The following is a 24,724-nucleotide window of genomic DNA, read 5'->3' as shown; positions in this document are numbered from 1 at the left end:
TGCCGGCATTCGGGGCTTGTCGGTGTCAGCTACTCGGCGTCTGTCGCGGTGAGTACCGAGCGTCGGCGCACGATCGTGGTCACCGACGTTGCCAGCAGGAGTCCGCCCGCAGCGATCCAGAGCACGGCGTCGGGGATGCGGGTGTACGCGTACGCACCGGCAATGGCTCCGGCGGACAAGGCAATCCACATCACCAGGTAACGCAACCACGCGGTGCGGGACCCACCGAAGAAGCCGTCCACAAGACGCTGCCCGGCCTTGACCAGGGTTCCGGTCATGTAGGTCAACCCGATCGACACCTCGCCTCCGCGCTGAAACGTGGCGTTGAGCACGCCCATCGCCACCGAGATCACCAGGATCGCAGGCACTCCGACACCCAGCGACTGTGCGAGGGCGGAGCAACCGACGATCCCCGTGGTCGCCCACAACACCACCACTCTGCCGTGCGCGAAGCGTGACAGCACCGACCCGGCGACGACGCCGAAGAAGAACAGCCCGATCAGCCCGGCGGCCCGCCCGGCCTGCACCCAGTCACCGGAAGCGGCATTCGCGGCCGCCCTCGTGGTGTTGCCGCTCATGAAGGACACGAAGAAGCCACCGAGATGCAGGAAGCCGACGGCGTCGAGGTAGCCGGCGATCGCCGCCAACACCATTGCCAGCGCCAGTTCCCGCCTGCGTATCGAGTGCACTCGCGGATTGTGGCACAGACGTGCGGGATGCAGCCCGCCACGAGGCGAGATGTAGCAGAAGGTCACGCCAGGGGCGAACGTTCTGCTACAACGTGCCGATTCGACGACGAACTCTTGGCGGAAGCGGAGGGATTTGAACCCCCGGTGGTTTTACCCACGCTCGCTTTCAAGGCGAGTGCATTCGGCCGCTCTGCCACGCTTCCCTGCCGAAAAGGGTACGTGAGGGCCCTGCAGCCGGCCGAATCGGCTCACGGGTCGTCACCGATCTCTTGACGCGTCGCCAGCTGGCGGACGCGGCCCGTGCGCGCAGCGCGCCTACCAGCACCGACCGCGCACGGTGGGCCGCCTTGTGTCACGATCGTGACATGCGTGCCGTCACCGTTTCTTCGTCAGGCGATCTGTCCGTCTCCACCATCGACGATCCGGTCGCCGACCTCGGCGAGGTCGTCATCGACGTCGTCTCGGCCGGGGTGAACCGCGCCGATCTGCTCCAACGTCGCGGCAACTATCCGCCGCCGCCCGGCGCGCCGGAGACCCTCGGGCTCGAGGTCTCGGGCCGGATCAGCGAGGTCGGGGCACGGGTGTCGGGCTGGTCGGTCGGCGACGAGGTGTGCGCACTGCTCGCCGGCGGCGGATATGCCGAGAGGGTGGCGGTTCCCGCGGCGCAGGTGCTGCCGGTCCCGGCCGGGGTTCTTCTCGCCGACGCCGCGGCGCTACCGGAGGTGGCGTGCACGGTGGTTTCCAACGTCATCGAGGCCGGGGGTCTGCGAGCTGGTGAACTGCTCCTCGTCCACGGCGGATCGAGCGGTATTGGCACCCACGCCATTCAGCTCGCCCACGCACTCGGCGCCCGCGTCGCCGTCACCGCACGTACCGCGGCCAAGCTCGATCGATGCGCCGGGTTCGGCGCCGACATCCTGATCAATTACGCCACAGACGATTTCGTTGAGGCGATCACCGAAAGCGGAGGCGCCGACGTCATTCTCGACATCATCGGCGCAAAGTACCTGACGCAGAACATCTCTGCGCTGCGCACCGGCGGCCGCCTGGTCATCATCGGCATGCAGGGCGGCACCAAGGCCGAGCTGTCGATCGCCGCGCTGATGGGTAAACGCGCGTCGGTGATCGGGACGACGCTGCGATCCCGACCGGTCGATGGGGACGGCGGCAAGGCCCAGATCGTGACGCACACGCGAACGGTGACCTGGCCGCTGATCGAGGCGGGCAAGGTGCTGCCGGTCATCGACAGCGTCTACGACCTCGACGACGCCGCGGCAGCGCATGATCGCCTCGACAGCGGCGAGGCGATCGGCAAGGTGTTGCTGCGCGTGGCCGCAGTCTGATCACTGATCACTGCAGTCTGATCACTGCAGACTGATCACCCAAGGCCGGTCACCCCCGGCGCCAAGAGCTGACGGCTCAGGCGAGCCCGTCCGGACAGGGTCGGGCCGAGGATCCGTCGCGGATCTTGCCGAAGATGCGGCCGAGGGACTCGAACTCCTCGGCGCTGAGCACCTCGATGACATGCTTGCGAACCACCGCGTCGCGGATGTCGAGCTGTGCGCGCAGTTGGGCCCGTCCGTGGGCGGTGAGGCGGACCAGTCGGTGCCGGGCATCCGAGCGGGAGTGCACGCGTTCGAGGATTTCGTCGTCGATGAGGCGGGCGACCACGCGCGACACCGTGCTCACGCCGGCATGCATCGCCGCGGCGATCTCACTGATCCCGATCGACTCCCGGGCGGCGATGATCTCGAGCACCCGCATGTCATTGACCGAGACCCCCGCGGCGCTGAAGCCCGCGGTCACCTCGGCCATCAGGGCCCAGCCCCCGTCGACGAAAGCGCTCCACACGGCCAACTCAGCGTCGGACAGCCGCGCAGACTCCTCGGTGTTCACTTTCCACAAAATAGTGCACCAGAGCAGAACTTACTAACTCAGTGGGTCAGGCGACCGACAGAAGTTGTCCACTTCACGCCAGCGAACCGAGTGTCCGCACGAGATGATCGACTTCGTAAGGTGTCGAATACGGCCCGAGCCCGACGGTGACAGCTCCTCCGAAATCGCCGGCGCCCATCCGGGCGAGCGCACGGCTCGGTAGGTCGGCGAGCGCACAGATTCCGTTGTCGGCAAGCCTGCGGACCACGGTATCGGCCCCGACGCCGTCGACGGCGAAGCTGACCAACGGCACCCGGTTGTCGCTCTTGCCGATCACCGACACATGATTGAGCTGGTCAAGCGAATTGACGAGGTAGAAACCGAGCCGCTGCAAATACTCGTTGACGCCGTCGAGAGCGGTCGTCAGCCGTCGCCGACGCTTACCCAGCGCAGTCTCGTCGAGACCCGCGAGATGCTCGACGGAAGCGACCAGACCGGCGAGCAGAGCGCCCTGATGCTCGTCTATCTCGAGCCGCTCGGGCCCCACCGCATGCGGATCCGATGACATCGTGTTCAACCGGTCGATCGCGCGCGGCTCGGCGAAGACCATCGCCGCCATCCGCGGCCCACCCCACCGTTCGGCGGACACGACGACGACGTCGGCGCCGAGTTCGTCGATGTCGAGCGGAAGGTAGGGCGCGGCGCTCGACGCGTCGACGACGACCATCGCGCCGACCTCCCGCGCCCGCGCGGCGATGTCGCCGACATCGGTGAGGGTGCCCAGCGTCGACGAAGCCAGCGGAACCGCGACGACGGCGGTGTGCCGGTCGATCAGATCGTCGTACTGCCAGGTCGGCAGTTCTCCGGTCTCGACGTCGATCTCGGCCCATCGAAGAGTGCCGCCGACACGGTCGACGACGCGCACCCACGGCAGGATGTTCGGCTCGTCGTCCTGGCGGCTGACGACGACGTTGCCCGACAGCCATGTGTTGGGGTTGATCGACTCGGCGAGCGTCCACAGCAATACCGAACGCGACGGTCCGAGGACGACGCCGGAGGCCTGCCCGGCAACCAGATCGGCGATGGCCCGGCGGGCGCCGTCGAGGGCTTCGGCGGTCTCCCGCGCCGCCGGATACCGGCCCCGCGCCGACGCCCCGAGCTGTCGGAATCCGCGGGACACCGCGGAGGCCACCGAGTCCGGGATCACCATCCCGGCCTGCGGATCGAAGCGAATCCAGCCGTCGCCGAGCGAGGGAAAAAGTCCACGCGCATGGGCGACGTCGAAGGGCATGGCCCCACGATAGACGCGGCCTGCGCGCCGATCGGCGGGTATCCGATGACCGGTTCCGTGCGTTGGCCGCAAGCGGGTTGGGCACAATGGAGAACATGGTCATAGACGGCAACAATGCGAATCCCTTTGCCACCCCCGATCGCGACGGAGCGTCCGAGACCGACAACGATTCGGTCGTCGTCCTGGGTGCCGATTCGCCGCTGGGTACCCAGGCTGCGTCGGAAGACTCCTCCTCGGAGTCCTCTGACGGATCCAACGTCGCCGACATGGTCGAGCAACCGGCGAAGGTCATGCGGATCGGCACGATGATCAAGCAACTGCTCGAAGAGGTCCGTGCGGCTCCGCTCGACGAGGCGAGCCGTAACCGGCTGCGCGAGATCCACGAGTCGTCGATCCGCGAACTCGAGGACGGGCTGGCACCGGAGCTGCGCGAGGAGCTCGAGCGGCTGGCCCTGCCGTTCACCGACGACACCACCCCGTCCGACGCCGAGCTGCGGATCGCCCAAGCCCAGCTCGTCGGCTGGCTCGAGGGGCTCTTCCACGGCATCCAGACCGCCCTGTTCGCCCAGCAGATGGCTGCTCGCGCTCAACTCGAGCAGATGCGTCAGGGTGCGCTGCCCCCGGGGATGACACCGTCGGCGGGCGGACACGGCAGCACCGGCCAGTACCTCTGATCGGCACCTCTGAACGCCGGCGGTGGGCCCGGCGCTTGTATGCTGTGGCCTCGTGTCAGCCGAAGTGATGCAGGGGCGGGTCCCTCCGCCGCCCACAGGTGCGACGTCGCGGTCCATGCGCCGGGCGTTCGACGACCTGTCGGCGGGTCTGAACGCCCGCGAACTGTGGCTGCATCTCGGGTGGCAGGACATCAAGCAGCGCTACCGCCGCTCGTTGCTCGGTCCCCTGTGGATCACCATCGCCACCGGTGTCACCGCGGTCGCGATGGGCCTGCTCTACGGCGAGCTGTTCCACATGGACATCAAGTCGTTCCTGCCGTACGTGACGCTCGGGTTCATCTTCTGGAACTTCATCCAGAACTCGATCCTCGAGGGCGCCGAGGTGTTCTCGAAGAACGAAGGACTGATCAAACAGCTGCCGTCGCCGGTGAGCGTGCACGTCTACCGGATGGTGTGGCGGCAGCTGATCATCTTCGCCCACAACATCGTCATTTACATCGCGATCCTGATCATCTTCCCGCAGCCGCTGAATTGGACTGCCCTGCTGGTCATCCCGGCCATCGCGCTGTTCGTCATCAACGGTGTGTGGGTGTCGATCGTCTTCGGCATCCTCTCGACCCGCTTCCGCGACATCGGCCAGTTGCTGACCACCGCGGTGCAGTTGGTGTTCTTCATGACGCCGATCATCTGGACCACCGAGAACCTCGGCAAGCAGACCGGAGAGAAGTCCGAGCGACTCAAACTCGTCGAACTCAACCCGATGTATCACTACCTCGACATCGCGCGCGGCCCGCTGCTCGGTGAGTCGGTGGCCTTCTATCACTGGGCGGTCGTGATCGGCTGCACGATCGTCGGCTGGCTGATGGCGTTGGCCGTGATGCGCAACTACCGCGCCCGCGTGGCCTACTGGGTGTGACCGGCGGAGATAAGGCGACAACCATGGCGACCAGCAAGAGCACTGTCCGGGTGGACACCTGGGATGCGTGTGTCGACTTCCCGATATTCGACGCCAAGACGCGCTCGCTGAAGAAATCGGTGATCGGTGCGGCCGGCGGCGTGATCGGCGCCAATGCGTCGAACGTGATCGTCGTCGAGGCCCTCAAGAACATCAATCTGCATCTCGAGCACGGCGATCGCGTCGGATTGGTCGGGCACAACGGTGCCGGTAAGTCGACGTTGCTGCGACTACTGTCGGGGATCTACGAGCCGACGCGCGGCCACTGTCAGGTGACCGGCCGCGTCGCGCCTGTCTTCGACCTCGGGGTCGGCATGGATCCGGAGATCTCCGGCTACGAGAACATCATCATCCGCGGCATGTTCCTGGGACTGACCCGCAAGGAGATGCTCAAGAAGACCGACGAGATCGCGGAGTTCTCCGAGCTCGGCGACTACCTGAACATGCCGCTGCGCACCTACTCCACCGGTATGCGGGTGCGACTCGCCCTCGGCGTGGTGACCAGCATCGATCCAGAGATCCTCATCCTCGATGAGGGCATCGGCGCCGTCGACGCCGAGTTCATGAAGAAGGCGCGGACCCGCCTCGAGGCACTCGTGGAGCGCTCGGGCATCCTCGTCTTCGCCAGCCACTCCAACGAATTCCTCGCCCAGCTGTGCGACCGCGCCCTGTGGATCGATCACGGCGAGGTGCGCATGGACGGCGGCATCGAGGACGTGGTGAACGCCTATGAGGGTCCCGAGGCGGCATCGCATGTGCGTGAGGTTCTCGACGGCCTGAAGAAGGAAGCCGACACCGCCGAATGAGCATGCGCGACAAGATCGTTGCGGTCGTCGTCACCCATCGGCGCGCGGAGCTGCTGGCCGCATCACTGTCGGTCCTCGCCACGCAGACCCGGCCCGTCGACCACATCGTCGTCGTCGACAATGCCGATGAGGCAGCGGTCGCCGAACTCGTTGCTGCTCAGCCGGTTCCGACAACGTATCTAGGATCCGAGCGGAATCTCGGCGGGGCGGGCGGTTTCGCGCTGGGCATGCTGCACGCACTGGCCCTCGGCGCCGACTGGGTGTGGTGCGCCGACGACGACGGCCGACCCGAGGGGCCCGAGGTCCTCGAGATCCTGCTGGGCTGCGCAACCCGCCACGACCTCGCCGAGGTGTCACCGGTGGTCGTCAACATCGACGATCCGGATACCCTTGCATTTCCGCTTCGACGCGGAATCGCCTGGCGGCGTAAGCGTTCCGAGCTGTTCGAGAACGGCGAGGACAGCGGCGACGATCTGTTGCCCGGCATCGCGTCGCTGTTCAACGGAGCCCTGTTCCGCGCGGACACGCTGGACATGGTCGGCGTGCCGGACCTGCGTCTGTTCTTCCGCGGTGACGAGGTCGAGATGCATCGCCGGCTGCAGCGGTCCGGTCTGCCATTCGGAACCTGTTTGACCACTGCGTATCTGCACCCCTACGGCTCCGACGAGTTCCGGCCGATCATGGGCGGCCGGATGCACACCCAGTACCCGGACAACCCGACCAAGCGGTTCTTCACCTACCGCAACCGCGGCTACCTGATGAGTCAGCCCGGGATGCGCAAGCTGCTCCCGCAGGAGTATGCGCGTTTCGGCTGGTACTTCCTGGTGCAACAGCACGACGTCAAGGGCTTCTCCGAGTGGCTGCGCCTGCAGCGGCTCGGCCGGCGGGAGCGGTTCGTCCGGCCGAACCAGTAGTCGGGGACGAGGCCGAGGTCCCCCTTTCCGCCGACAAAGGATCGCTGGATCGTCTGTGCGGCAGCCGAATCGGCGACATGTACGCGAATCCTTCGGGCGGCGGACGACTTTCCTTCGATCGGATGAAAGTGCGCGAAACCGACACCGGGCCTCGATTGCCTGCGTTTCACTCGTTCCTGGGCGGGGCGCGAGACGAGAGGACCGGCAACGATGCTGTCAGCCACCAGGAAAGAACGCCGCATGGCCGCCCGCGCCGAGACCCGCCGAACTCGCAAGCTCCGCAGAGCCGTCGTCGCACTGGGCGCCGGCGTGGTCATCGCCGCGGGAACAGCCGGGCAAGCGTATGCGGAATCCATCGATTCACAACAGGTTTCGCAGAACACGTATGCGACGGTCCAGAACCTCATCACCATTGCCGACAACCTCGGCCGAACCCAGATCGCCCTGCTGGCACCGGCGCACGCCGCGCTGCCGGCCGGGTGGGTTCCGGTGACCACGAGCGAATACTCCACCAGCACAGAACAGCTCAATTTTCTGCAAGCCCTGACACAGGGTGGGCAGTTGCTGCTCGCAGTACCCGACACCAGCCACGTACCCGGCGCCACGACGACGCTGTCGGGGATCAGCCCACAGGTCGCGCAGGCCCTGGCAGCCGCTCCACTCGCCGGCACACTGGGAAGCGGGGCATCCGTGTACACCAAGATGGGCGCCGCGTTACTGCAGCTGAACGGGATCAACGTCAATACGACCATTCAGAATGGGCTGGCCGACGTCGTCGACGGACTCGGCGGCGATCGCGTGACCCAACACGCCGGAACGCTGACAGGCATCCCCTCGATTGACGACGCTCTCGGTTTCTGGACCGGCACCCGCACCTCGACGAGCTGGACCGGAAGTACCAGCTGGCTCGGAGCCACCGGCACCACCTGGATCAGCCAGGACAAGGTGACGATGAACGGCATCACCTCCGACGAACTGAAAGCACTGTTCGGCCAGAACCTCAATCACCCCGATGCGCTGGTGGTGGCGGAGGGGTCCACGGTGATCGTGACGAAATGCGTGTGGGGCATCTGTGTTCCCATCGGCACCAAGTGGGTCGGCGAGACCGACGAACACGGCAACCAGGTCCACACCACCACGTATGATCCGAATAGTGCTGTTTCGGAGGCGCTCTCGGCTCTTGATGGCATCAGGGTCGGCGGTTTCTCGGTGATCCAGCGGCAGGCGGGCGGCAGCTACGCCGGCGCACTCGGCGGGACTGCCGGATGGCTGGCCGCGGCGACCCAGGTGGTCGTCCCCGGCGTTGACGGTGCCGACGACCAGGTGATCACCGTCCCCGTCTACGCAGCGGGAATCAGCCTGCCCGACAACCTCTTCACCACCGGCATGCAACTGTCACCCGGTCTGGTGACCACCACCGGCCAGTCGGTCGACACCGTGCTGGGCAGCCGGTCGTCGTCGTGGTCGATCCCGTCGCTGGGGATCGGAGCGCAGCAGACATCGCTGCTGCAGTCGAGCCATCTCGGACCGGACGGCTTTGCCTACGATTCGGGATGGACGATCGCGACCATCGACCTCGGTGAGGCCACCATCCCGATCGTGTACTCGCTCGGATCATTCAACATGGGCCCCAACGGCTTCGGGATGAGCGGGCCGTCGTTCATGGGAGTCGGTCTACCCGGCTTCCAAATCGGCTCCGCACCTGCGGGATCGCCGTCGACAGCCATTCCCGAGGTGATCTCGGATCTGCTGGGCAGCGTCCCGAACTCGGTGATCGCACTGACGCCCGCCATGATCTTCCAGCTGGCCCAGATCGAAGACCCCACCGGCGGGGCCCTGAGTGATCCGATCGGCACTCTGCAGAGAGTTCTGTCACCGCTGTTCACCAAATATGTGACGCCCACCGCGACACAGATTTCGCAGGCGCTCGCCGACGCCGCCACCGCAGCGATCAACCAATCGTCCGGGCAACTCGTCGAGGCGTCGACTCAGGCAGCCGAATCGACCGGCGCCCTCGCGACTGCGGCAACCCAGATCCCGGAGTTGAACGCCCCGGCGCCGTCGAACGCATCGGCCGAGAGCTCCCCCTTGCCGGATGTCACCGCCTCGGGACGCCATGCACTCCCGGACGACCAGGCGTCGCAGTTCTCCAGCAGCGGCACGACGACTCCCCGACACGCAGCGCCGGAAGCCCCCACCACGAGGACCGAGAGCGGCACGGTCGGAGCGTCGGATGCCGGAGGTTCGTCGGGTACCGGAGATTCTGCCTCCGACGAACAGAGCGCGCCCTCCGATGTGCCGGCCGAGAAGACCGATGGCGGAGTCAACTCGCCCTCGACTGATACCGGCAACTCCCGCCCCTTCCCGGCGTCGGATACTGCACCGGCGGCATAGGCGGGCTGATCGGCGGTTCGATAGCCTGCGCGTTGGGCTCTTTGTCAGCGATTCGGCAACCTTGCCCCGCAAAACTAGAACGTGTTCTACTGTGGAGACGGACCACGACGGGCTATCCGGGAGTAGAGCATGCGTTTCACCTTCGCCGAGGCGATGACCGATCCGGCCTACTACGCGCCGCTCGCGCAAGCCGCCGAGGCAGCGGGATATGCGGGGTTCACGATTCCGGACTCACTCGCCTACCCCGAAGAGTCCGACGCGACCTATCCGTACACGCCCGACGGCAATCGAGAGTTCCTTGAGGGCAAGGCGTTCATCGAGACCTTCATCGAGGCGGCCGCCCTGGGAGCGGTCACCTCGACGATTCGCTTCACACCGTTCGTGCTCAAGCTGCCGGTCCGCCCGCCGGCCCTCGTCGCCAAACAGGCGAGTTCGGTTGCGTACCTGACCAACAACCGGCTCGCGCTCGGGGTCGGCACGAGCCCCTGGCCCGAGGACTACGACTTCATGGGGGTCGACTTCCGCAGGCGCGGAAAGCGTATGGACGAATGCATGGACATCTTCCGTGGGCTCACCTCCGGGGAGTACTTCGAGTTCCACGGCGAGTTCTACGACATCCCGAAGATCAAGATGGCACCTGCTCCGACCGAACCGATTCCCCTGCTCGTCGGCGGTCATGCCGACGCGGCGCTGCGCCGAGCGGTGGTCCGCGGCGACGGCTGGATGCACGGTGGTGGGCCGCCCGAGGAACTCGACGCCCTGCTAGACAAGATCACCGACATCCGCAAGGCCGAGGGAAAACTCAACGACCCCTTCGAGATCCACGTCATCTCGCTCGACGCCTACACCGTCGACGGCTGTAAGCGACTGGAGGACAAAGGCATCACCGATGTCATCGTCGGCTTCCGGTTGCCCTACATCATCGGCAAAGACACCGAACCCCTACAGAAGAAGCTCGATCACCTGAACTGGTACGCCGACAACGTGATCGCCAAGGTCAACAACTGAGGGCAGCGATCACTTCTTCCGCACGTCGGTGACGATTCGCGTCATATCGTCGAGAAAGCGCTCGATGAGCCGCAGATCGGCTTGACCATAGTCCTTCAGTGCCTCCACCGCCGGGACGATCAGCGGACCGAAAAAACCTCTTCCAACAGTTCCCGCGTGCTCGGTCACCTCGACGAGGACTCGGCGCCGGTCGTCGCGATCCGGCGTTCGCACGACCATCCCGCGTCGTTCTAGCCGATCGAGAATGGCAGTCACTGTCGCCGAGTTGAGTCCACCCAGGGTACGACCGAGCACCGCCGGCGTTACCGCCTGATCATCGCGTTCGGCCTCCAGCAGGACGATCAACGCTCGCAGATCGGTGGCGTGAAGCCCTTCGGACTTCGCGAATTGCGCCCCGAACAGGTCCAATTCGACCGTCAACGCGCGCAACTCACGAATGAGCCGATACTCCGGTCGCGAATCGTCGAGGTTGTCGTCGCGGCGCATCGCTCGACAGTACCTCATCGATCAATTACCTTGATGATCGACTTACTCGATTTTCGAGAGGACTGTCATGGCTGACGGCCACGCGTTCACTTCAACCCCCGCTGGTCGCGAGTTCTTCGGCCTCTACCAAGCCTTACGTGAGCACTGGCCGACAGACGCCACAGACGCCGATCTGCCATCCCGATTCGGCACGACTCACACGACATCATGGGGCCGCGGCAGCGGCACGGATCTCGTACTGCTGCCAGGAGCCGGTGCGACACTGACGGAATGGTTCACCGTCGCCGAACCCCTGGGCGCGCATCGGCGTTGCCACGCAGTGGACTTCATCGGAGACCCCGGGCTATCCGTCCCTGGACGCGACCGCATCCGGTCGGTCGACGATGTTCTCGAATGGCTCCAAACGACGCTGGCTTCTCTGCGCGCAGACCGTCCGATCCTCGTCGGCCACTCCTACGGCGCGATGGTCGCCCTGGCCTTTGCACTCAGGCATCCGGAACAGGTGAGCGGACTGGTGCTGCTCGACCCCAATTCATGTTTTGGACCAATGCGGATGCAATACCTCGCCCACGCAGTACCGATTCTGCTACGGCCGAGTCGCTCTCGGCAGCGCACGTTTCTCGAATGGGAAACCGGCGGTGCCGCGTTGGATCATCAGTGGCTCGAATTGTCGGCGATCGGCGCCGCACACTTCCCCTCCACTCGACCACGCGTCCCGCGCCGACCGAAGACGGCGGCGCTGGCCGAGTTGACGGTGCCGGTGTCGGTGATCCTCGCGGCAAACAGCAGAGTCCACGACGTCGGCAAGATCGCCGACTCAGCACGAAATTCTCTGTCTCACTGCCAGGTTGACATCATCGACGGGGCCACGCACCACTCACTTCCCATGCTGCCGCGGCCGGCCGTCACCACAGTGCTCACTTCCGCATGCACCCAGTTCGCCGGCGGGTGGCGCGCGGAGCGTCGAACCGATGCAACTCGAATGCCGACAGGCCACTATCACACCCCACCGACATGAGATTCCAGTTGGGCCCGGCACTCAATCCCGTTGTCCACAAGCATCTTTCCCTGCACAGATCTGTCGAACACCCTTGCCTTACTTCATACGTTCGAGTACCATAGAGGCATCGCACCGATCAGCCGCTGGGGAGGGCCCATGATCGACACCACCACTTCTCTTGACATCAAAGATGTTGACGCCGAGGCAGTCTTCGCCGACATCGTCACCCAACTCAGCGGCCTGCAATGGAATCCGGAGATGACCGGGCCCCAGGCCTTCGGTGCGATGAAGCAGGTCCTGTTGTTGCGGAACCTGGTTGATCACCACGCCACGACCCTCACCGGTGAGATGGACCGACTCGGGGTCGCCGACCACAAGACGACCCGACTGCGAGAGTTGTTGATCAGCATGGGTTTCGCACCCTCGGTCGCAGGTCGGTACGTGCGGATGGCCGGCACCACCGATGTCGATCTGTTGTTGGCGCACGCTGCGGACGGGTCCATCTCCTCCGAACACACCGACGCCATCGTCCGCGGACTGGCGCACATCGACACCCGCTCCCCCGAACCCCTCGACACCGTCCAACGGTGTGAGTACCTGCGGAAACTCTTGTCGCACTACTTCGCCGGATTCACTCCCGCCGAGATCAACCTCTACGCACGGCAGCTGGGCAACGAGCTCGCCGCGGAGACGCCCGGCGGGTTACCGGCCTCAGAGGACAAGAAGATCAACTCCTACACCGACCGCATCACCGACGACGGCCGGCTGGAGATCTCAGCGAACCTCGACATCATCGCCGGCGAAAAGACCCGGACGTTGATGGAAACCTTGTCGGCGCCGAAACCTCAACCCGACGGGTCACCCGATCCGCGGACGCCTGAGCAGATCTGTGCTGCCGCGTTCGAGACGATCGTCGAACTCGCGGCACAAGGACTGGCCGACACCACCTTCTCAGCGAAACCGACCAACGGCCTGTTGTGGACATGGTCGGCCGACAACCCGGCACTCGGCGGCGAGTTGCAGAACATGGGTCCGATCACCGAAGCCACCGCCAAACTGCTGTCCTGTGACACCACCATCACCAAAATCATGCTCGATCCCAACGGTGTACCGCTCAGTGTTGGTCAAGAGAAACGCTTCTTCACCCCAGGACAACGCAAAGCGTTGCTCGTGCGTGATCGCGGATGTATCAAATGCGGCGCCCACGCCGGACGCTGCCAAGGACACCATTTGCACCACTGGGCCGACGGTGGTCCCACCGACCTCGACAACGGCTGCCTCCTCTGCACCAGCTGCCACGACGATGTGCACCACCACGGCTGGGACATCATCATGGGCTTCGACCGACACCCCTGGCTGATCCCACCCGCAAGCGTCGACCCGAAACGACGGCCGATACCGTCGTATCACCGCAGAACCATGCGACTCGACGACACCGCAGCCTGACCTACCCTGCCCCACAACCTGATTCCCGCACCCGGCATCGCCGGGACCGCATCTGTTGTTTGAGAACTCCATAGAGATAGTCCCATCCCGATGGTCGAGGTGTTCGAGCTGCCGCCCGTGGCCCGGAATCCCGTCAGCACAAGGGGTCTCGAGGCTCGTCGCTGGCGCTCCTCGGCACCTCGACCATCGGGATGGACGTCTTCCCCCGATGGTCGAGGTGCGAGCCGCGTGCGGCGAGCCTCGAGACCACCTGCAGCAGAGCTGGAACCGAACCACCGTGGACCGGAAGCCCGTCGGCACAAGAGGTCTCGAGGCTCGTCGCTAACGCTCCTCGGCACCTCGACCACCGGGATAGGACGGCCATCGGGCACGAAGCCCGGGTGGGAACGGTCCCCCCGATGGTCGAGGTGTGAGCCGCGTGCGGCGAGCCTCGAGACCGGCCGAGCGTTCAACCCGCTCAGCGCTGCATGCGCACGACCTGCGAGTGGTTGAACTGCGTGCGGCCGGTGATGTGGAGTCCGGCGGCCGAGATCTCTCGGTAGAGCTCCGAATTGGTGAAGTGGAACGGTTGGAAGAACCAGTCCGACATGCCGCCGGGGTAGAGCACCGATGCGCGTGAACGTTCACCGTCGGTGACCACCCACATCACCGCGCAGCCCTGCGCGAACACTCGGTACGCCGACACCGGCTTCGGGACGTCCCACAGTCGGCCCGACTGTGCGGCATCGATTTTCGGTCCGATGTCGCGAAGGACGGCGAAGTCGCCCGGCTTGGTCTGCAACACCACCCGCTGCGACTCCGGACTCCACGACGGCGCTCCATCGAAGGCGACGCAATCCCCTGGAGCGGCGTGAGCACCGATGTAGTCACCCACGGCGGAGAAATCGGTACCGCCCATACGGCCGTACGGGCCACGCTGAGCAAGGTATTCCGGTGTCGCGGCAGCTGCGAGCGCCACCAGCACGACCACGGTGATCCAACGGTTCTCGCGGGCCACCGTCCTCGCCGACCACGCCAGCAGAAGGGCAAGGGCGGGCACCGTGAACACCAGATACCTGGGGGCATACAACTGGGTCCCGGTCCACGAGATGACGAAGACCACCGCCGCCGGAATCAACAGCCAACACCAGGCGAGCGCGAACAGCCCGGCGCGCTCGACCGACCACGTCAACACCGCCGCCACGAGCGCGACGGCCACCACCACACCGGCGACGATCAAATACGGCCACGACCCGACGAAGAACTCCCACAGGGCGTAGGTCACCACCCGCTGCACCGACATCTCCGGAATCCACGAGATCTGCGCACGCTGTCCGTGGACCCACCAGGCGAACGGTGACACGAGGATCATCACTGCGATCACCGTGACACCGAAGCCACGAAATGCGCTGCGCTGCCGCAACACCAGGTAAGCGGCATGCGCGGCGAGCAGGGTGACCGCGAGAAAGAACCACACCACTGCGACGATCGCAACGACCCCGTAGCCCGACCACCACCATCGGCCACGATCGGCGGCCACGACGAGCAACCAGGTCAGCACGACCGCCAAGAACAGCGTGCCCGCATAGGACCGGGCCTCGCTGCCCGCCCACATCACCCGCGGGACGGTGAGGAGCACCAGCCCGGCCATCACCCCGAAGGGCAGGTCCCACAAGCGATTCGCGAGCACAACCAACGCCGCGGCGGCCGCACCGACCGCGATCGCCGACGGGAAACGCACCGAGAACTCCGACAACCCGAAGAGCGCCGTCCACGGCTTGAGCAGGAGATAGTACAGGGCGTGCACACCGTCGGTGTGGTGCACGAGCGAAAACAGTTGCGCGTAGCTGCGATCGACCGCCGAGACGGTGGCAGCTTCGTCGTACCAGAACGATGGACGCCACGACCCCAGCGCCGAGAGCAACACACCGACCACACCGACGACCGAGCAGGCGACGAGTAGTCGCCGCCGGTCGGTGCGTGGCGCCTCAGTCGCCGTCGAAAAGTCGTTGCCAGTTCTCATGACTCGTGAGTTCCGGCAGCGCCGCCTGCCATTGCGCGGCCAACGCCGGTGCATTCTTACGCAGGTCCAGGCACAGCGTGGCGAGCTCGCGAAGCTGTCGCACTGCGATCTGCTTGTCACGCCGACGGATTCGGACGCCGGTCTGCGACGCGTCGGTGACGATCGCCTCCGCGAACAGACCCACATGCCACCAGCGAGCGCTGTGTGCCGGGATGGCCACCCGCCCACCGCCGACACGACCGAGCACCTGCTGCACCACCCGCTTGACCATCACCTGGTCGAGCTTGTTGTCCTGCGGTTCATGGCCTTTGGTGACGATACGCGGGTCGCCGACCAACCCTTCGACGGCTTCGTGGCGCACCGTGTCCGGATAGTGCGAGCGCAGCTCCGACAGCTCGGCGAGTTTGGTGCGTCCACCGTCGGCGAGTATCGACGGGCCGGACATGAAGTCGCGCACCGCAAGCAGGAATGTCTCGGCCAGTCCGTACTGCATCGAGACGATGTGCCCGGTGATCTCGCGGGCCACGGTGGTGGCGACCTCCGTCGGATCGAACCGACCGTGGATCGAGGCGACGATCAGCGCGTTCCGCCAGCTGAAATATCGCGACCAGTCGTCGTAATCCTTCAGGTGGAAATCGGCATGCCACACACCGGCATTGGGCAGCGTCACCGTCGCGAACCCGGCCTTGCGGGCCCGGATGCCGAATTCGATGTCGTCCCATTGGAAGAACAGCGGCAACGACAGTCCCGCGGCCACCACTGCCTCGGCCGGCAACAGACACGTCCACCAGCCGTTCCATCCGGCGTCGCTGCGCGCATCCTGATGCTTCTTGAGCGCGTTGAGCCCCGACTTGCCGAAAGCACCGGGAGTTCCGGCCTTCAGCTCGTCGAGAGCCTCCCACTCGCTGGTCATGTGCACGCGATAGGTCTCCGACAACAACAGCATCTGCGCGCCGACGATGACCGGGCGGGACGCATTGTTGGCCAGCGCCGACAGTCGCACCACCGACTCCGGCTCGCAGAGGATGTCGTCGTCCATGACGACGATGTCGGTCTCACATTCGCCGGTCTTCGTCAGCTCGTGGATACCGCGGTTGAATCCTCCCGCACCACCGAGATTCGGCTGGATCAGGTACTGAAGCCTTGGCCCCAGAACATCTTTGACCTTCGGAAAGTCTTCGTGGGCGTCGACGCGCGCGGTGCCCTGGTCGACGACGTACACCGAGTCGATCAGGTCCAGCGCCACCGGGTCCGAGGCCAGGGTGAGTAGCGTCGAGATGGCGTCGGCGGGGCGGTTGTGCGTGCACATCACCACCGACATCAGCCGGTTGCGCTGCGGCCGCGGCACCGACCACGTCACCTCCCGGATCCGTGCACCACCACCGATTGCGGTGGCGTCGAACCAGATTGCGCCACCGTCGACGAAGCGCCGGACATCGAGATCGAGAACCGCCCGGCCACGACCGGTCACCTCGACGGCGTCGATCGGACGCCACCGGCCGCTCGGATCGGAGGCCTTGACCTCTACTCGCAACAGCGCATCGGGCGCACACTCGTGATCGAACTCCAGCCGGACCGACGAGAGCGTGGTGTAGCGCTGCCAGTAGCTTGCGGCGAAACGGCCGAAATACGTGTTGGTACTGAGGATCGCACCGGGCTCCATCCGGACCGCGGTCCGATCCGAACGCACCAACGCGGCGTTGGCGTCGACGTACATCCCCGGAACCACACGGGGATTCGGCCCCGCGAACAGAGTTCGCTGTACCAACATCCGGTCATTTTCCTGCTGCATCGGCCCTCGATATTCGGTGGACGTGGCGAGTTGCGGTCACCCCAACCCGAACCGAGACTAGCTCACAGCGAACCATCAGCGACGCGCCCGACACGACGTGTCCGTTGCTGCCACACACTGTTCATGGAGGCCCCGACCACTCACCGTTACCGATCGAGATCGGTAAGCGCCGCTCCGGCAGCGTGAAACCCGCACATGCCGTGCACACCACCGCCCGGCGGGGTCGACGACGAGCACAGATAGACCCCGTCCACGCCGGTACCGTACGGCCGCACCGTGGCCCGAGGCCGCGCCACGAGGTGCAGCAGATCATTCGGACCGCCGCCGATGTCACCGGCCACATTGTTCGGATTGTCCTGTGCCAGTTGAGCGGGCGAGGTGACGTGCATGTCGACGATGCGTTCGGCGAAACCCGGCGCGAATCGTTCGATCTGCGCGGTGATCGCCTCGGCCGCCGGACCGTCATATCCGGCGGGTACGTGGGCGTACGCCCACAACGGATGCAGGTTGCCGGCCGCGCGACCCGGGTCGGCGAGCCACTGCTGCCCGACCAGGGTGAACGGCCGTTGCGGCATCGTCCCGGCGAGCACCTGTCGTTCTGCGTCGGCGATCTCGGTGTAGGTCCCGCCGAGGTGGACCGTGCCGGCACGCTCGCAGCCCGGCGCGGTCCAGCCGACCTCACCGTCGATCACGTAGTCGACCTTGAACGCCGCCGCACGCGGTCGTCGGCGTCCGAACGTGCGGCGTATCCGACGGGGCATCGCATCACCGAGGATCTGCGCGGCGGCCTCCGGCAACACGTCGAGCACCACGACGTCGGCGTCGGCGAGATCGGCGCGATCACGGACGTGCACGCCGGTGTGAACGTGGCCACCCAGATCACCCAGCAGCGCCGCCAGCGCCGCGGTGATCGACGACGAGCCACCCTGCGCGACCGGCCACCCGTGGCGATGCCCGGCGGCGACGAGCATCACGCCGGCTGCCGACGACCCCGGCCGGTCGAGCCGGGTGAAGCCGTGCGCGGCCATCCCGGTGAGCAGCGCACGCGCCTGCGGGGTGCGCAGGTAGCGCGCCAGGATCGTTGCGGGCGGCAGCACCCGCAGGGCCGTGCGCGCGAGGACCAGCGGATGCCGTGGCAGGTGCGCGACGGGCCGGAGGATCTCCACGGCGACGTCGTCCATTCGCGCTGCGATAGGGCCGAACAGCGCCTTCCACCGCGCACCGTCGGCACCCAGCGCCCGCGCGGTGGCATCGAGATCGCGGTACAGCAGTCCGGCGGTGCCGTCGTCGAGGGGATGGGCGCAGTCGATCTCCGGCCACCGCCACCGCAGCCCGTACCGCTCCAGCGGCAACGATGCGAGGTACGGCGAGGCCACCCCGAGCGGATGGAACGCCGAGCAGTGGTCGTGCAGGACACCCGGCCGCATCAGCTCGCTGCTGCGGGTTCCCCCACCGATGTCCGTGGCCGCCTCGAGCACCTCGACGTCGAGCCCGGCCTGGGCCAGGCGGACGGCGGCGGCCAGCCCGTTCGGGCCGGAACCGACGACGACCGCGCGAGTCATTTGATCTTGAAGATCACCGCGTGCTGGACGATGAAGTTGATGATCGTCGCCAAGCCTTGCGCGATGACGTAGGCGAGCAGGCTGTAGAGCAGTTCCTCCGGCCACAGGTGCGACAGGAAGGTGTAGACACCGACGTTGACGACGAACGTCACGCAATAGAGCACGGCGACGGCAACGAAGCGGGCCATGCTGGGTTCGGCGCGGAAGGTCCAGCGCCGATTGAAGATGTAGGCGGTGGTGGTTCCGCAGACGAAGCCGACCGCCTTGGCGAATCCGGCCGGCACCCCGAGCCCGTACTGCAGGATCGCGGTCAGACCGAAGTCGAGGATGCCCGAACCGACGCCGGTGACGATGAACCGGAAGATCTGCGTCGCCAGCGGGACGTTGGTGGACGCCTCCTGATCGTCGAGAGGCAGCTCGGGGACCATCGGCGCATGCCGGGTCGCGAAATCGTCGTGCCCGATCTCGTGCGGGCTCGTCTCGTGCGGGCCGTTCGGCTCACCGGGGATGGGGTCTGGCACGCTGCCACCCTAGACCCTCGGACACCGCGCCCGTTCAGAACTCCTCTTCGATGTCGGAGTTGCGGGCGGCGCCCTCCCCGCGGTCGAGTTCTTCGAGATCGGTGAGGTCGCCCGCGTCGAGTTCGAAGTCGAACAGATCGATGTTCTCGAGCTGGCGACCCTTGTGTGAGGACTTGGGCACCACGCCGATCTCCTGCTGTACCGCCCACCGCAATGCGATCTGCGTGGGCGACTTGCCGTACTTGCGGGCCAACCGGATGATCGTGGCGTCGCCGAGCATGCCCTCCTTACGCCCGGTCGGATGCCACGCCTGCGCATGGATTCCCTTGTCCTGCATAAACTGTCGTAGATCGCCGCGGGCCAGCGCCGGTGAGCACTGGATCTGGTTCACCTCGGGCCATCGCCCGGTCTCGTCGTAGAGCGCCTGCAGGTGGTGTTCACGGAAGTTGGAGACACCGGGCACCCGGATGAACCCCTCGTCGGCCAGCGTGAGCAGCGCTTTCCAGGAGTCGACCATCCGGCCCAGGCTCGGGCACGGCCAGTGGATCAGGTAGACGTCGATCCAGGACACCCCGAGCCGACGCGCACTCTCCTTGGCCGCAGTGATCGCCTCGTCGAAGCCCTGGTCGCCACCTCCGAGCTTGGTCTGCACGATCACCTCGGAGCGGTCGATCTGCGACTCCTCGATCCCCATGCCCACGCTGAGCTCGTTGGAGTAACGCGACGCGGTGTCGAGCAGCCGGTACCCGGAGTCGAGCGCGTGGGAAACCGCCTGCGCGCACGGCATTCCCAACATGTCGAAGGTGCCGAGGCCGACCAGCGGCAACGCGAATCCGGACGCGAGGGTGACCGACGGTATGTCCATCTGCCCAGGATATGGGGCAAGACGGTGCCGGCGCCCGATAACCGGAGACGGCCCGACAACTCGGGATGGCCGGACAACTTCGAGACCAAGCCGCCACGGCGGGGAACCGATGGCGATAGGTTCGATCCATGTTCCACCGCCTCCGGCGCACCCGCCGTCTCACCCTCGCCTCTGTCGCCATCGCAACCCTGATCTCACTACCGGCGCTGGCCATCGCTCCGGCCCACGCCGACGACGACGCCACCCCCGCTCCGGTCACCTCCGGACTCGACGCCACCGGCTACTCCGGACCGATCGGTGCGCCCGGCGCCCTGATCACGCAGGTGCCGTTGGCGTCGTCGGTGAGCATCCCCGCAGCCGGTCGTGCCTACCGCGTCCTGTACTCGACGCGTGACATCCACGGACGCCCGGCGGTCAGCTCCGGCGAGGTGCTCCTGCCCAAGCGGCCCGCACCGGCCGGTGGATATCCGGTGATCGCGTGGGCGCACGGCACCACCGGCCTCGGTGACAATTGCGCGCCGTCGGTGCTGCCGCACAGTGACCGCGACGCCACCTACCTGGGCCATTGGCTCGATCAGGGGTATGCGATCGTCGCCACCGACTACGTCGGGCTCGGCACACCGGGCTTCATGAATTACCTGAGCGGGACCGCGGAAGCCCAGTCGGTGGTCGACTCGGTCCGCGCGGCGCAGCAGATGGATCTACCGCTGGCCAAGAAGTGGGCGATCGTCGGCCAGTCCCAGGGCGCCGGCGCCGCACTCAACGCCGCGCGCCGTGCGACGGCACTCTCGGCGGGTAGCGGACTGGACTACCGCGGGGTGGTCGCCACCGGCACCCCGGCCAACATCGAGCAGGTCGTGGCGCTCGGCGCGCCGGCCCCGGTCGCCCTGCCGACCTCGCTGAACATCTACACCGCCTACATCCTCGCCGGCTTCGCCGACGCCCGCCCCGACCTGAACGTGCCGGGCATCCTCACCCCGCAGGGACGGCAGATCATCGCGAAGGCCCGCACGCTCTGCTACGCGGAGATGCAACCGGTGGTCCAGGGCGTCACGCTCGGCGAGTTCCTCGCCAAGCCGGTCTCGTCGATCCCGAATGTGCGTGCGGCGCTGACCGAATACATGGGCACCCCGTTCTCGGGGTACGACCGGCCGATCTTCCTCGGGCAGGGACTCCTCGACACCGATGTGCCGGCCCCGTCGGCGTTGTCGTTGTACGCGCAGATGGTCGCGGCGGGCCAGCCCGTCGACTTCCACGTCTACCCGACGCAGGACCACTCGGGGACCGTGCTCGCCTCGATACCCGACTCCACCCCATTCGTCGCGCGAATCATGAAGTAGCCCACCATGACCGCCACGGCGACCTATGACGACGTCATCATCGGCGCCGGGCACAACGGGCTGACCGCGGCGGCCTACCTGGCACGGGCGGGCCGGTCCGTGCTGGTACTCGAGGTCGCCGACCATGTGGGCGGCGCGGCCATCTCGGCAATGGCGTTTCCCGGTGTCGCAGCACGGCTTTCGCGCTACTCCTACCTGGTGTCGCTGATGCCGCGCGAGATCATCGCCGACCTCGAACTCGACGTCGAACTGATCCGGCGACGGTATTCGTCCTACACGCCACTGCCGTCGAATCCCGCGAAGGGCCTGCTCGTCGACACCGCCGACGAGCAGGCCACCGCCGCCGCCTTCGCGCGCGCCACCGGCAGCGACACCGAATTCGGGGCGTGGCAATGGGTGTACGAGCGGATGGGCGAGATCGCGCGGCGCCTGTTCCCCACCCTCATCGAGCCGCTGCGTTCGGCCGACGAGATCCGCGCACGGGTGACCGACGGCGACTCCTCCCTTGCCGAACTGTGGGAGCTGCTCACCTGCCGGCCGCTCGGCGAACTCATCGAGCGGTACTTCGACGACGACGTCGTGCGCGGGATCGTCGCGACCGACGGGCTGATCGGCACCTTCACCGACCTGCACGACCCCTCGCTGCGGCAGAATATCTGCTTCCTCTATCACCTCATCGGCGGCGGCACCGGCGACTGGGACGTCCCGGTCGGCGGGATGGGCGCGGTGTCGGGAGCGCTGTATCAGGCGGCGCTGGCCGCCGGCACGGTGATCCACACGAACTGCCGGGTGGTCGGCGTTGACCCGGCCGACGGGACCGTCGAGTTCGTGCGCACCGAGGCGAGCGCCACCGAGGCCGGCGGTCATCGGCAACGCATCGGTCGGGTGCGTGGCTCGATGGTGCACGCGGCGTGCGCGCCCGTGGTGCTCAACACCATGCTCGACGACCCCATCGACACCGAGCACGCGCCGCGCGGCGCCCAGCTCAAGATCAATCTGCTGCTCGACCGGCTGCCGGAGTTGCGGGACCCGAACGTCGACCCGCGGGCGGCGTTCGCGGGCACCTTCCACATCAACGAGTCCTACGGGCAACTCCACACCGCCTGGGCGCAGGCCCGCCGCGACGAGGTACCCGACGTACCGCCCTGCGAAATCTATTGCCACACACTGTCGGACACGTCGATCCTGGGCACCGACCTCGCCGGCAAACACACCCTGACCCTGTTCGGCCTGCACATGCCGCCCGAGGTGTTCGCCGCGCCCGGCGCGACGACCCACGCCGTCGAGGCCACCCTGGCGTCCCTGGATTCGGTTCTCGCCGAGCCGATCGCGTCGGTGATCGCGACCGACGTCCACGGCAACGCCTGCATCGAGGCCAAGACGCCGCGCGATCTCGAGGATGCCGTGGGCCTGCCCGGCGGCAACATCTTCCACCGCTCGCTGCAGTGGCCGTGGGCACCCGAGGACGCCGGCGTCGGCACCTGGGGCGTCGAAACGCGGCACCCGCGGCTACTGCTGTGCGGCGCCGGAGCCCGCCGCGGTGGCGGGGTCAGCGGCATTCCGGGACGCAATGCGGCGGCGGCCGTACTGGGCTGGTGAGGCACTCCGAGCCCGCCGACCCGCCCGGCACGTCGACGCGGGCGGGTACTCTCTACCCCGATGTCTACTGAAGAATTGCTGCCGATCACGACCCGCACGCTGGTCGGATGGTCGCGCACCACCCCCATCGAAGGGCATGTCCTCTCGACGCCGTATCCCGAGGTCATCGCCGAGGCAGTGGCCCGGGTCGCCGACGACAACGCCGACAAACCCGACTACCTCAAGCGTGGCGTGATCGCGCGCGGGCTCGGCCGCTCCTACAACGAGTCGGGCCAGAACTCCGGCGGCCTCACCATCGACATGACGCCGCTGACGCGCATCCACTCCCTCGACGAGGAGACCGGGATCGTCGACGTCGACGCCGGATTGTCGATCGATCACCTGATGAAGGTGGTCGTCCCACGCGGCTTCTGGGTGCCGGTGATGCCGGGGACCCGACAGGTGACCATCGGCGGAGCCATCGCGCATGACATCCACGGCAAGAGTCACCACGTCACCGGCAGCTTCGGGAACACCGTCGTCGAGATGCATCTACTCGTCGCCGACGGGCGGGTCCTCGTGATCACGCCGGACGGCTCCCCCGACGATCCCGACGGTTCGCTCTTCTGGGCCACGGTCGGCGGGATCGGGCTCACCGGCATCGTGCTCCGCGCCAAGATCGCGCTCAAGCGCACCGAGACCGCATATTTCCTCGCCGACACCTTCACCACCAACAGCCTCGACGAGACGATCGACCTGCATCTCGGGCAGCGCTACGAGGACGGCTTCGAGTACGCGTCGGGCTGGTTCGACACCATCAGCGGGCCCCCGAAGCTGGGCCGCGGCACATTCAGCAGAGGCAACCTCGCGAAGGTCGACGATCTGCCCGCGAAGCTGAAGAAAGACCCGCTCCGGTTCGACGCGAAGCCGCTGATCACCCTGCCGAACATCTTCCCGCGGTACCTCGACAACAAGCTCGACTTCTCGCTGGTGGGAGAGTTCTACTACCGGCTCGGCTCCAACAAACGCAACATCATCGAGAGCCTGCCGCAGTTCTATCACCCGCTGGATCTGATCGCGGAGTGGAACAACGCCTATGGCCGCGGCGGCGGCTACCCGCGTGGCGGTGGCTTCACCCAGTACCAGTTCATCGTGCCGACGGGTAACGAGGCCGAGTTCAAGAAGATCATCACCGACATCCAGGCGTCGGGGCACGTCAGCTTCCTCAACGTGATCAAGCTGTTCGGCGACGGCAACCGCGCGCCGCTGAGCTTCCCGTTCCGGGGCTGGAACGTCTGCCTCGACTTCCCGCTGCGCAAGGGGCTCGCCGAGTTCCTCAACGACCTCGACCGCCGCGTGATGGAGATGGGCGGACGCCTCTACACCGCCAAGGATTCGCGGACCTCGGCCGAGAGCTTCCACAAGATGTATCCCGAGATCGATTCGTGGATCGCGACCCGGCGTGCGATCGACCCGAACGGCGTGTTCATGTCCGACATGGCGCGCCGCCTCGAACTCGCCTGATC

General features: G+C 66.4%; 21 protein-coding genes and 1 tRNA gene. 12 read left to right on the top strand and 10 right to left on the bottom strand.

Annotated features, from left to right (window positions below):
- Nucleotides 1-29 precede the first annotated feature (29 nt).
- Nucleotides 30-665, bottom strand: a complete 636-nt coding sequence (locus GOPIP_RS08815; RefSeq protein ID WP_170320191.1) for a YoaK family protein — start codon at nucleotides 663-665, stop codon at nucleotides 30-32.
- Nucleotides 666-804: 139 nt separating this feature from the next.
- A tRNA-Ser gene (locus GOPIP_RS08810) sits at nucleotides 805-892 on the bottom strand.
- Nucleotides 893-1,054: 162 nt separating this feature from the next.
- Between GOPIP_RS08810 and GOPIP_RS08805 the strand changes: the two genes are divergently transcribed.
- Nucleotides 1,055-2,032, top strand: a complete 978-nt coding sequence (locus GOPIP_RS08805) for an NAD(P)H-quinone oxidoreductase (protein WP_006369286.1) — start codon at nucleotides 1,055-1,057, stop codon at nucleotides 2,030-2,032.
- 76 nt (nucleotides 2,033-2,108) lie between these two features.
- Here GOPIP_RS08805 and GOPIP_RS08800 read toward each other — a convergent pair whose 3' ends face one another.
- Nucleotides 2,109-2,585 carry a MarR family winged helix-turn-helix transcriptional regulator gene (locus tag GOPIP_RS08800; RefSeq protein WP_014358531.1) on the bottom strand — a complete coding sequence of 159 codons (477 nt, stop codon included), beginning with the start codon at nucleotides 2,583-2,585 and terminating at the stop codon, nucleotides 2,109-2,111.
- 73 nt (nucleotides 2,586-2,658) lie between these two features.
- Nucleotides 2,659-3,855, bottom strand: a complete 1,197-nt coding sequence (locus GOPIP_RS08795; RefSeq protein ID WP_006369284.1) for an aminotransferase class V-fold PLP-dependent enzyme — start codon at nucleotides 3,853-3,855, stop codon at nucleotides 2,659-2,661.
- Nucleotides 3,856-3,950: 95 nt separating this feature from the next.
- On the opposite strand from GOPIP_RS08795, the gene GOPIP_RS08790 reads away from it, so the two are divergent.
- The 6 genes from GOPIP_RS08790 (at nucleotide 3,951) to GOPIP_RS08765 (ending at nucleotide 10,606) form a co-directional block, all read left to right on the top strand.
- Complete coding sequence (locus GOPIP_RS08790; RefSeq protein ID WP_006369283.1) at nucleotides 3,951-4,529, top strand: bacterial proteasome activator family protein; 579 nt, start codon at nucleotides 3,951-3,953, stop codon at nucleotides 4,527-4,529.
- 67 nt (nucleotides 4,530-4,596) lie between these two features.
- Nucleotides 4,597-5,445, top strand: a complete 849-nt coding sequence (wzm, locus tag GOPIP_RS08785; protein WP_165776348.1) for a galactan export ABC transporter permease subunit Wzm/RfbD — start codon at nucleotides 4,597-4,599, stop codon at nucleotides 5,443-5,445.
- Between the two features lie 23 nt (nucleotides 5,446-5,468).
- Nucleotides 5,469-6,290, top strand: coding sequence for a galactan export ABC transporter ATP-binding subunit Wzt/RfbE (gene wzt / locus GOPIP_RS08780; protein ID WP_006369281.1), 822 nt, complete (start codon nucleotides 5,469-5,471; stop codon nucleotides 6,288-6,290).
- Nucleotides 6,287-7,204, top strand: a complete 918-nt coding sequence (glfT1, locus tag GOPIP_RS08775; protein ID WP_006369280.1) for a galactofuranosyltransferase GlfT1 — start codon at nucleotides 6,287-6,289, stop codon at nucleotides 7,202-7,204. The genes wzt and glfT1 overlap by 4 nt, the downstream gene beginning before the upstream one ends.
- A gap of 210 nt (nucleotides 7,205-7,414) precedes the next feature.
- A complete protein-coding gene (locus GOPIP_RS08770; protein ID WP_231386795.1) occupies nucleotides 7,415-9,598 on the top strand; it encodes a hypothetical protein in 2,184 nt (727 codons plus the stop codon).
- A 129-nt stretch (nucleotides 9,599-9,727) separates the two neighbouring features.
- A complete protein-coding gene (locus GOPIP_RS08765; protein WP_006369278.1) occupies nucleotides 9,728-10,606 on the top strand; it encodes a TIGR03619 family F420-dependent LLM class oxidoreductase in 879 nt (292 codons plus the stop codon).
- Nucleotides 10,607-10,615: 9 nt separating this feature from the next.
- Here the strand turns inward: GOPIP_RS08765 and GOPIP_RS08760 are convergent, their stop codons facing one another.
- Complete coding sequence (locus tag GOPIP_RS08760; protein ID WP_006369277.1) at nucleotides 10,616-11,092, bottom strand: MarR family winged helix-turn-helix transcriptional regulator; 477 nt, start codon at nucleotides 11,090-11,092, stop codon at nucleotides 10,616-10,618.
- Between the two features lie 67 nt (nucleotides 11,093-11,159).
- Between GOPIP_RS08760 and GOPIP_RS08755 the strand changes: the two genes are divergently transcribed.
- Together GOPIP_RS08755 and GOPIP_RS08750 are read left to right on the top strand one after the other, a co-directional pair.
- The gene (locus GOPIP_RS08755) at nucleotides 11,160-12,110 is read left to right on the top strand and encodes an alpha/beta fold hydrolase (protein ID WP_006369276.1); all 951 of its coding nucleotides are present in this window, start codon (nucleotides 11,160-11,162) and stop codon (nucleotides 12,108-12,110) included.
- Between the two features lie 138 nt (nucleotides 12,111-12,248).
- Nucleotides 12,249-13,538 carry an HNH endonuclease signature motif containing protein gene (locus tag GOPIP_RS08750; RefSeq protein ID WP_006369275.1) on the top strand — a complete coding sequence of 430 codons (1,290 nt, stop codon included), beginning with the start codon at nucleotides 12,249-12,251 and terminating at the stop codon, nucleotides 13,536-13,538.
- 457 nt (nucleotides 13,539-13,995) lie between these two features.
- Here GOPIP_RS08750 and GOPIP_RS08745 read toward each other — a convergent pair whose 3' ends face one another.
- The 5 genes from GOPIP_RS08745 to GOPIP_RS08725 form a co-directional block, all read right to left on the bottom strand.
- Nucleotides 13,996-15,540, bottom strand: a complete 1,545-nt coding sequence (locus GOPIP_RS08745) for a glycosyltransferase family 39 protein (RefSeq protein WP_196813436.1) — start codon at nucleotides 15,538-15,540, stop codon at nucleotides 13,996-13,998.
- A complete protein-coding gene (locus GOPIP_RS08740; RefSeq protein WP_020172657.1) occupies nucleotides 15,506-17,332 on the bottom strand; it encodes a glycosyltransferase in 1,827 nt (608 codons plus the stop codon). Before GOPIP_RS08740 ends, GOPIP_RS08745 begins: the two co-directional genes overlap by 35 nt.
- Before the next feature lie 146 nt (nucleotides 17,333-17,478).
- Nucleotides 17,479-18,894, bottom strand: a complete 1,416-nt coding sequence (locus GOPIP_RS08735) for a phytoene desaturase family protein (RefSeq protein WP_006369272.1) — start codon at nucleotides 18,892-18,894, stop codon at nucleotides 17,479-17,481.
- Entirely contained in the window at nucleotides 18,891-19,415 is a 525-nt protein-coding gene (locus GOPIP_RS08730) for a GtrA family protein (RefSeq protein WP_006369270.1), read from the bottom strand. Before GOPIP_RS08730 ends, GOPIP_RS08735 begins: the two co-directional genes overlap by 4 nt.
- A 34-nt stretch (nucleotides 19,416-19,449) precedes the next feature.
- Nucleotides 19,450-20,280 (bottom strand): aldo/keto reductase, encoded by an 831-nt coding sequence (locus tag GOPIP_RS08725; RefSeq protein WP_006369268.1) that lies wholly within the window; start codon nucleotides 20,278-20,280, stop codon nucleotides 19,450-19,452.
- Nucleotides 20,281-20,408: 128 nt separating this feature from the next.
- Between GOPIP_RS08725 and GOPIP_RS08720 the strand changes: the two genes are divergently transcribed.
- From GOPIP_RS08720 to dprE1, 3 genes are read left to right on the top strand one after another with little or no spacing between them, the layout of a single operon-like run.
- Entirely contained in the window at nucleotides 20,409-21,620 is a 1,212-nt protein-coding gene (locus GOPIP_RS08720) for an alpha/beta hydrolase family protein (RefSeq protein WP_006369267.1), read from the top strand.
- Nucleotides 21,621-21,626: 6 nt separating this feature from the next.
- Nucleotides 21,627-23,219, top strand: a complete 1,593-nt coding sequence (locus GOPIP_RS08715) for a phytoene desaturase family protein (protein WP_006369266.1) — start codon at nucleotides 21,627-21,629, stop codon at nucleotides 23,217-23,219.
- Nucleotides 23,220-23,279: 60 nt separating this feature from the next.
- Complete coding sequence (gene dprE1 / locus GOPIP_RS08710; RefSeq protein WP_006369265.1) at nucleotides 23,280-24,722, top strand: decaprenylphosphoryl-beta-D-ribose oxidase; 1,443 nt, start codon at nucleotides 23,280-23,282, stop codon at nucleotides 24,720-24,722.
- Nucleotides 24,723-24,724: the final 2 nt, after the last annotated feature.

Origin of the sequence: Gordonia polyisoprenivorans NBRC 16320 = JCM 10675, from assembly GCF_000241325.1 — a bacterium.
Lineage (GTDB): Bacteria > Actinomycetota > Actinomycetes > Mycobacteriales > Mycobacteriaceae > Gordonia > Gordonia polyisoprenivorans.
The sequence above is the reverse complement of the archived record's forward strand: the minus strand, read 5'-3'. Positions and strand labels throughout refer to the sequence as shown.

Coding starts and splice junctions, on each gene's coding strand:
- GOPIP_RS08805 (WP_006369286.1), top strand. CDS start 1,055: ATGCGTGCCGTCACCGTTTCTTCGTCAGGCGATCTGTCCGTCTCCACC.
- GOPIP_RS08795 (WP_006369284.1), bottom strand. CDS start 3,855: ATGCCCTTCGACGTCGCCCATGCGCGTGGACTTTTTCCCTCGCTCGGC.
- GOPIP_RS08790 (WP_006369283.1), top strand. CDS start 3,951: ATGGTCATAGACGGCAACAATGCGAATCCCTTTGCCACCCCCGATCGC.
- wzm (WP_165776348.1), top strand. CDS start 4,597: ATGCAGGGGCGGGTCCCTCCGCCGCCCACAGGTGCGACGTCGCGGTCC.
- wzt (WP_006369281.1), top strand. CDS start 5,469: ATGGCGACCAGCAAGAGCACTGTCCGGGTGGACACCTGGGATGCGTGT.
- glfT1 (WP_006369280.1), top strand. CDS start 6,287: ATGAGCATGCGCGACAAGATCGTTGCGGTCGTCGTCACCCATCGGCGC.
- GOPIP_RS08770 (WP_231386795.1), top strand. CDS start 7,415: ATGCTGTCAGCCACCAGGAAAGAACGCCGCATGGCCGCCCGCGCCGAG.
- GOPIP_RS08765 (WP_006369278.1), top strand. CDS start 9,728: ATGCGTTTCACCTTCGCCGAGGCGATGACCGATCCGGCCTACTACGCG.
- GOPIP_RS08760 (WP_006369277.1), bottom strand. CDS start 11,092: ATGCGCCGCGACGACAACCTCGACGATTCGCGACCGGAGTATCGGCTC.
- GOPIP_RS08755 (WP_006369276.1), top strand. CDS start 11,160: ATGGCTGACGGCCACGCGTTCACTTCAACCCCCGCTGGTCGCGAGTTC.
- GOPIP_RS08750 (WP_006369275.1), top strand. CDS start 12,249: ATGATCGACACCACCACTTCTCTTGACATCAAAGATGTTGACGCCGAG.
- GOPIP_RS08745 (WP_196813436.1), bottom strand. CDS start 15,540: ATGAGAACTGGCAACGACTTTTCGACGGCGACTGAGGCGCCACGCACC.
- GOPIP_RS08740 (WP_020172657.1), bottom strand. CDS start 17,332: ATGCAGCAGGAAAATGACCGGATGTTGGTACAGCGAACTCTGTTCGCG.
- GOPIP_RS08735 (WP_006369272.1), bottom strand. CDS start 18,894: ATGACTCGCGCGGTCGTCGTCGGTTCCGGCCCGAACGGGCTGGCCGCC.
- GOPIP_RS08725 (WP_006369268.1), bottom strand. CDS start 20,280: ATGGACATACCGTCGGTCACCCTCGCGTCCGGATTCGCGTTGCCGCTG.
- GOPIP_RS08720 (WP_006369267.1), top strand. CDS start 20,409: ATGTTCCACCGCCTCCGGCGCACCCGCCGTCTCACCCTCGCCTCTGTC.
- GOPIP_RS08715 (WP_006369266.1), top strand. CDS start 21,627: ATGACCGCCACGGCGACCTATGACGACGTCATCATCGGCGCCGGGCAC.
- dprE1 (WP_006369265.1), top strand. CDS start 23,280: ATGTCTACTGAAGAATTGCTGCCGATCACGACCCGCACGCTGGTCGGA.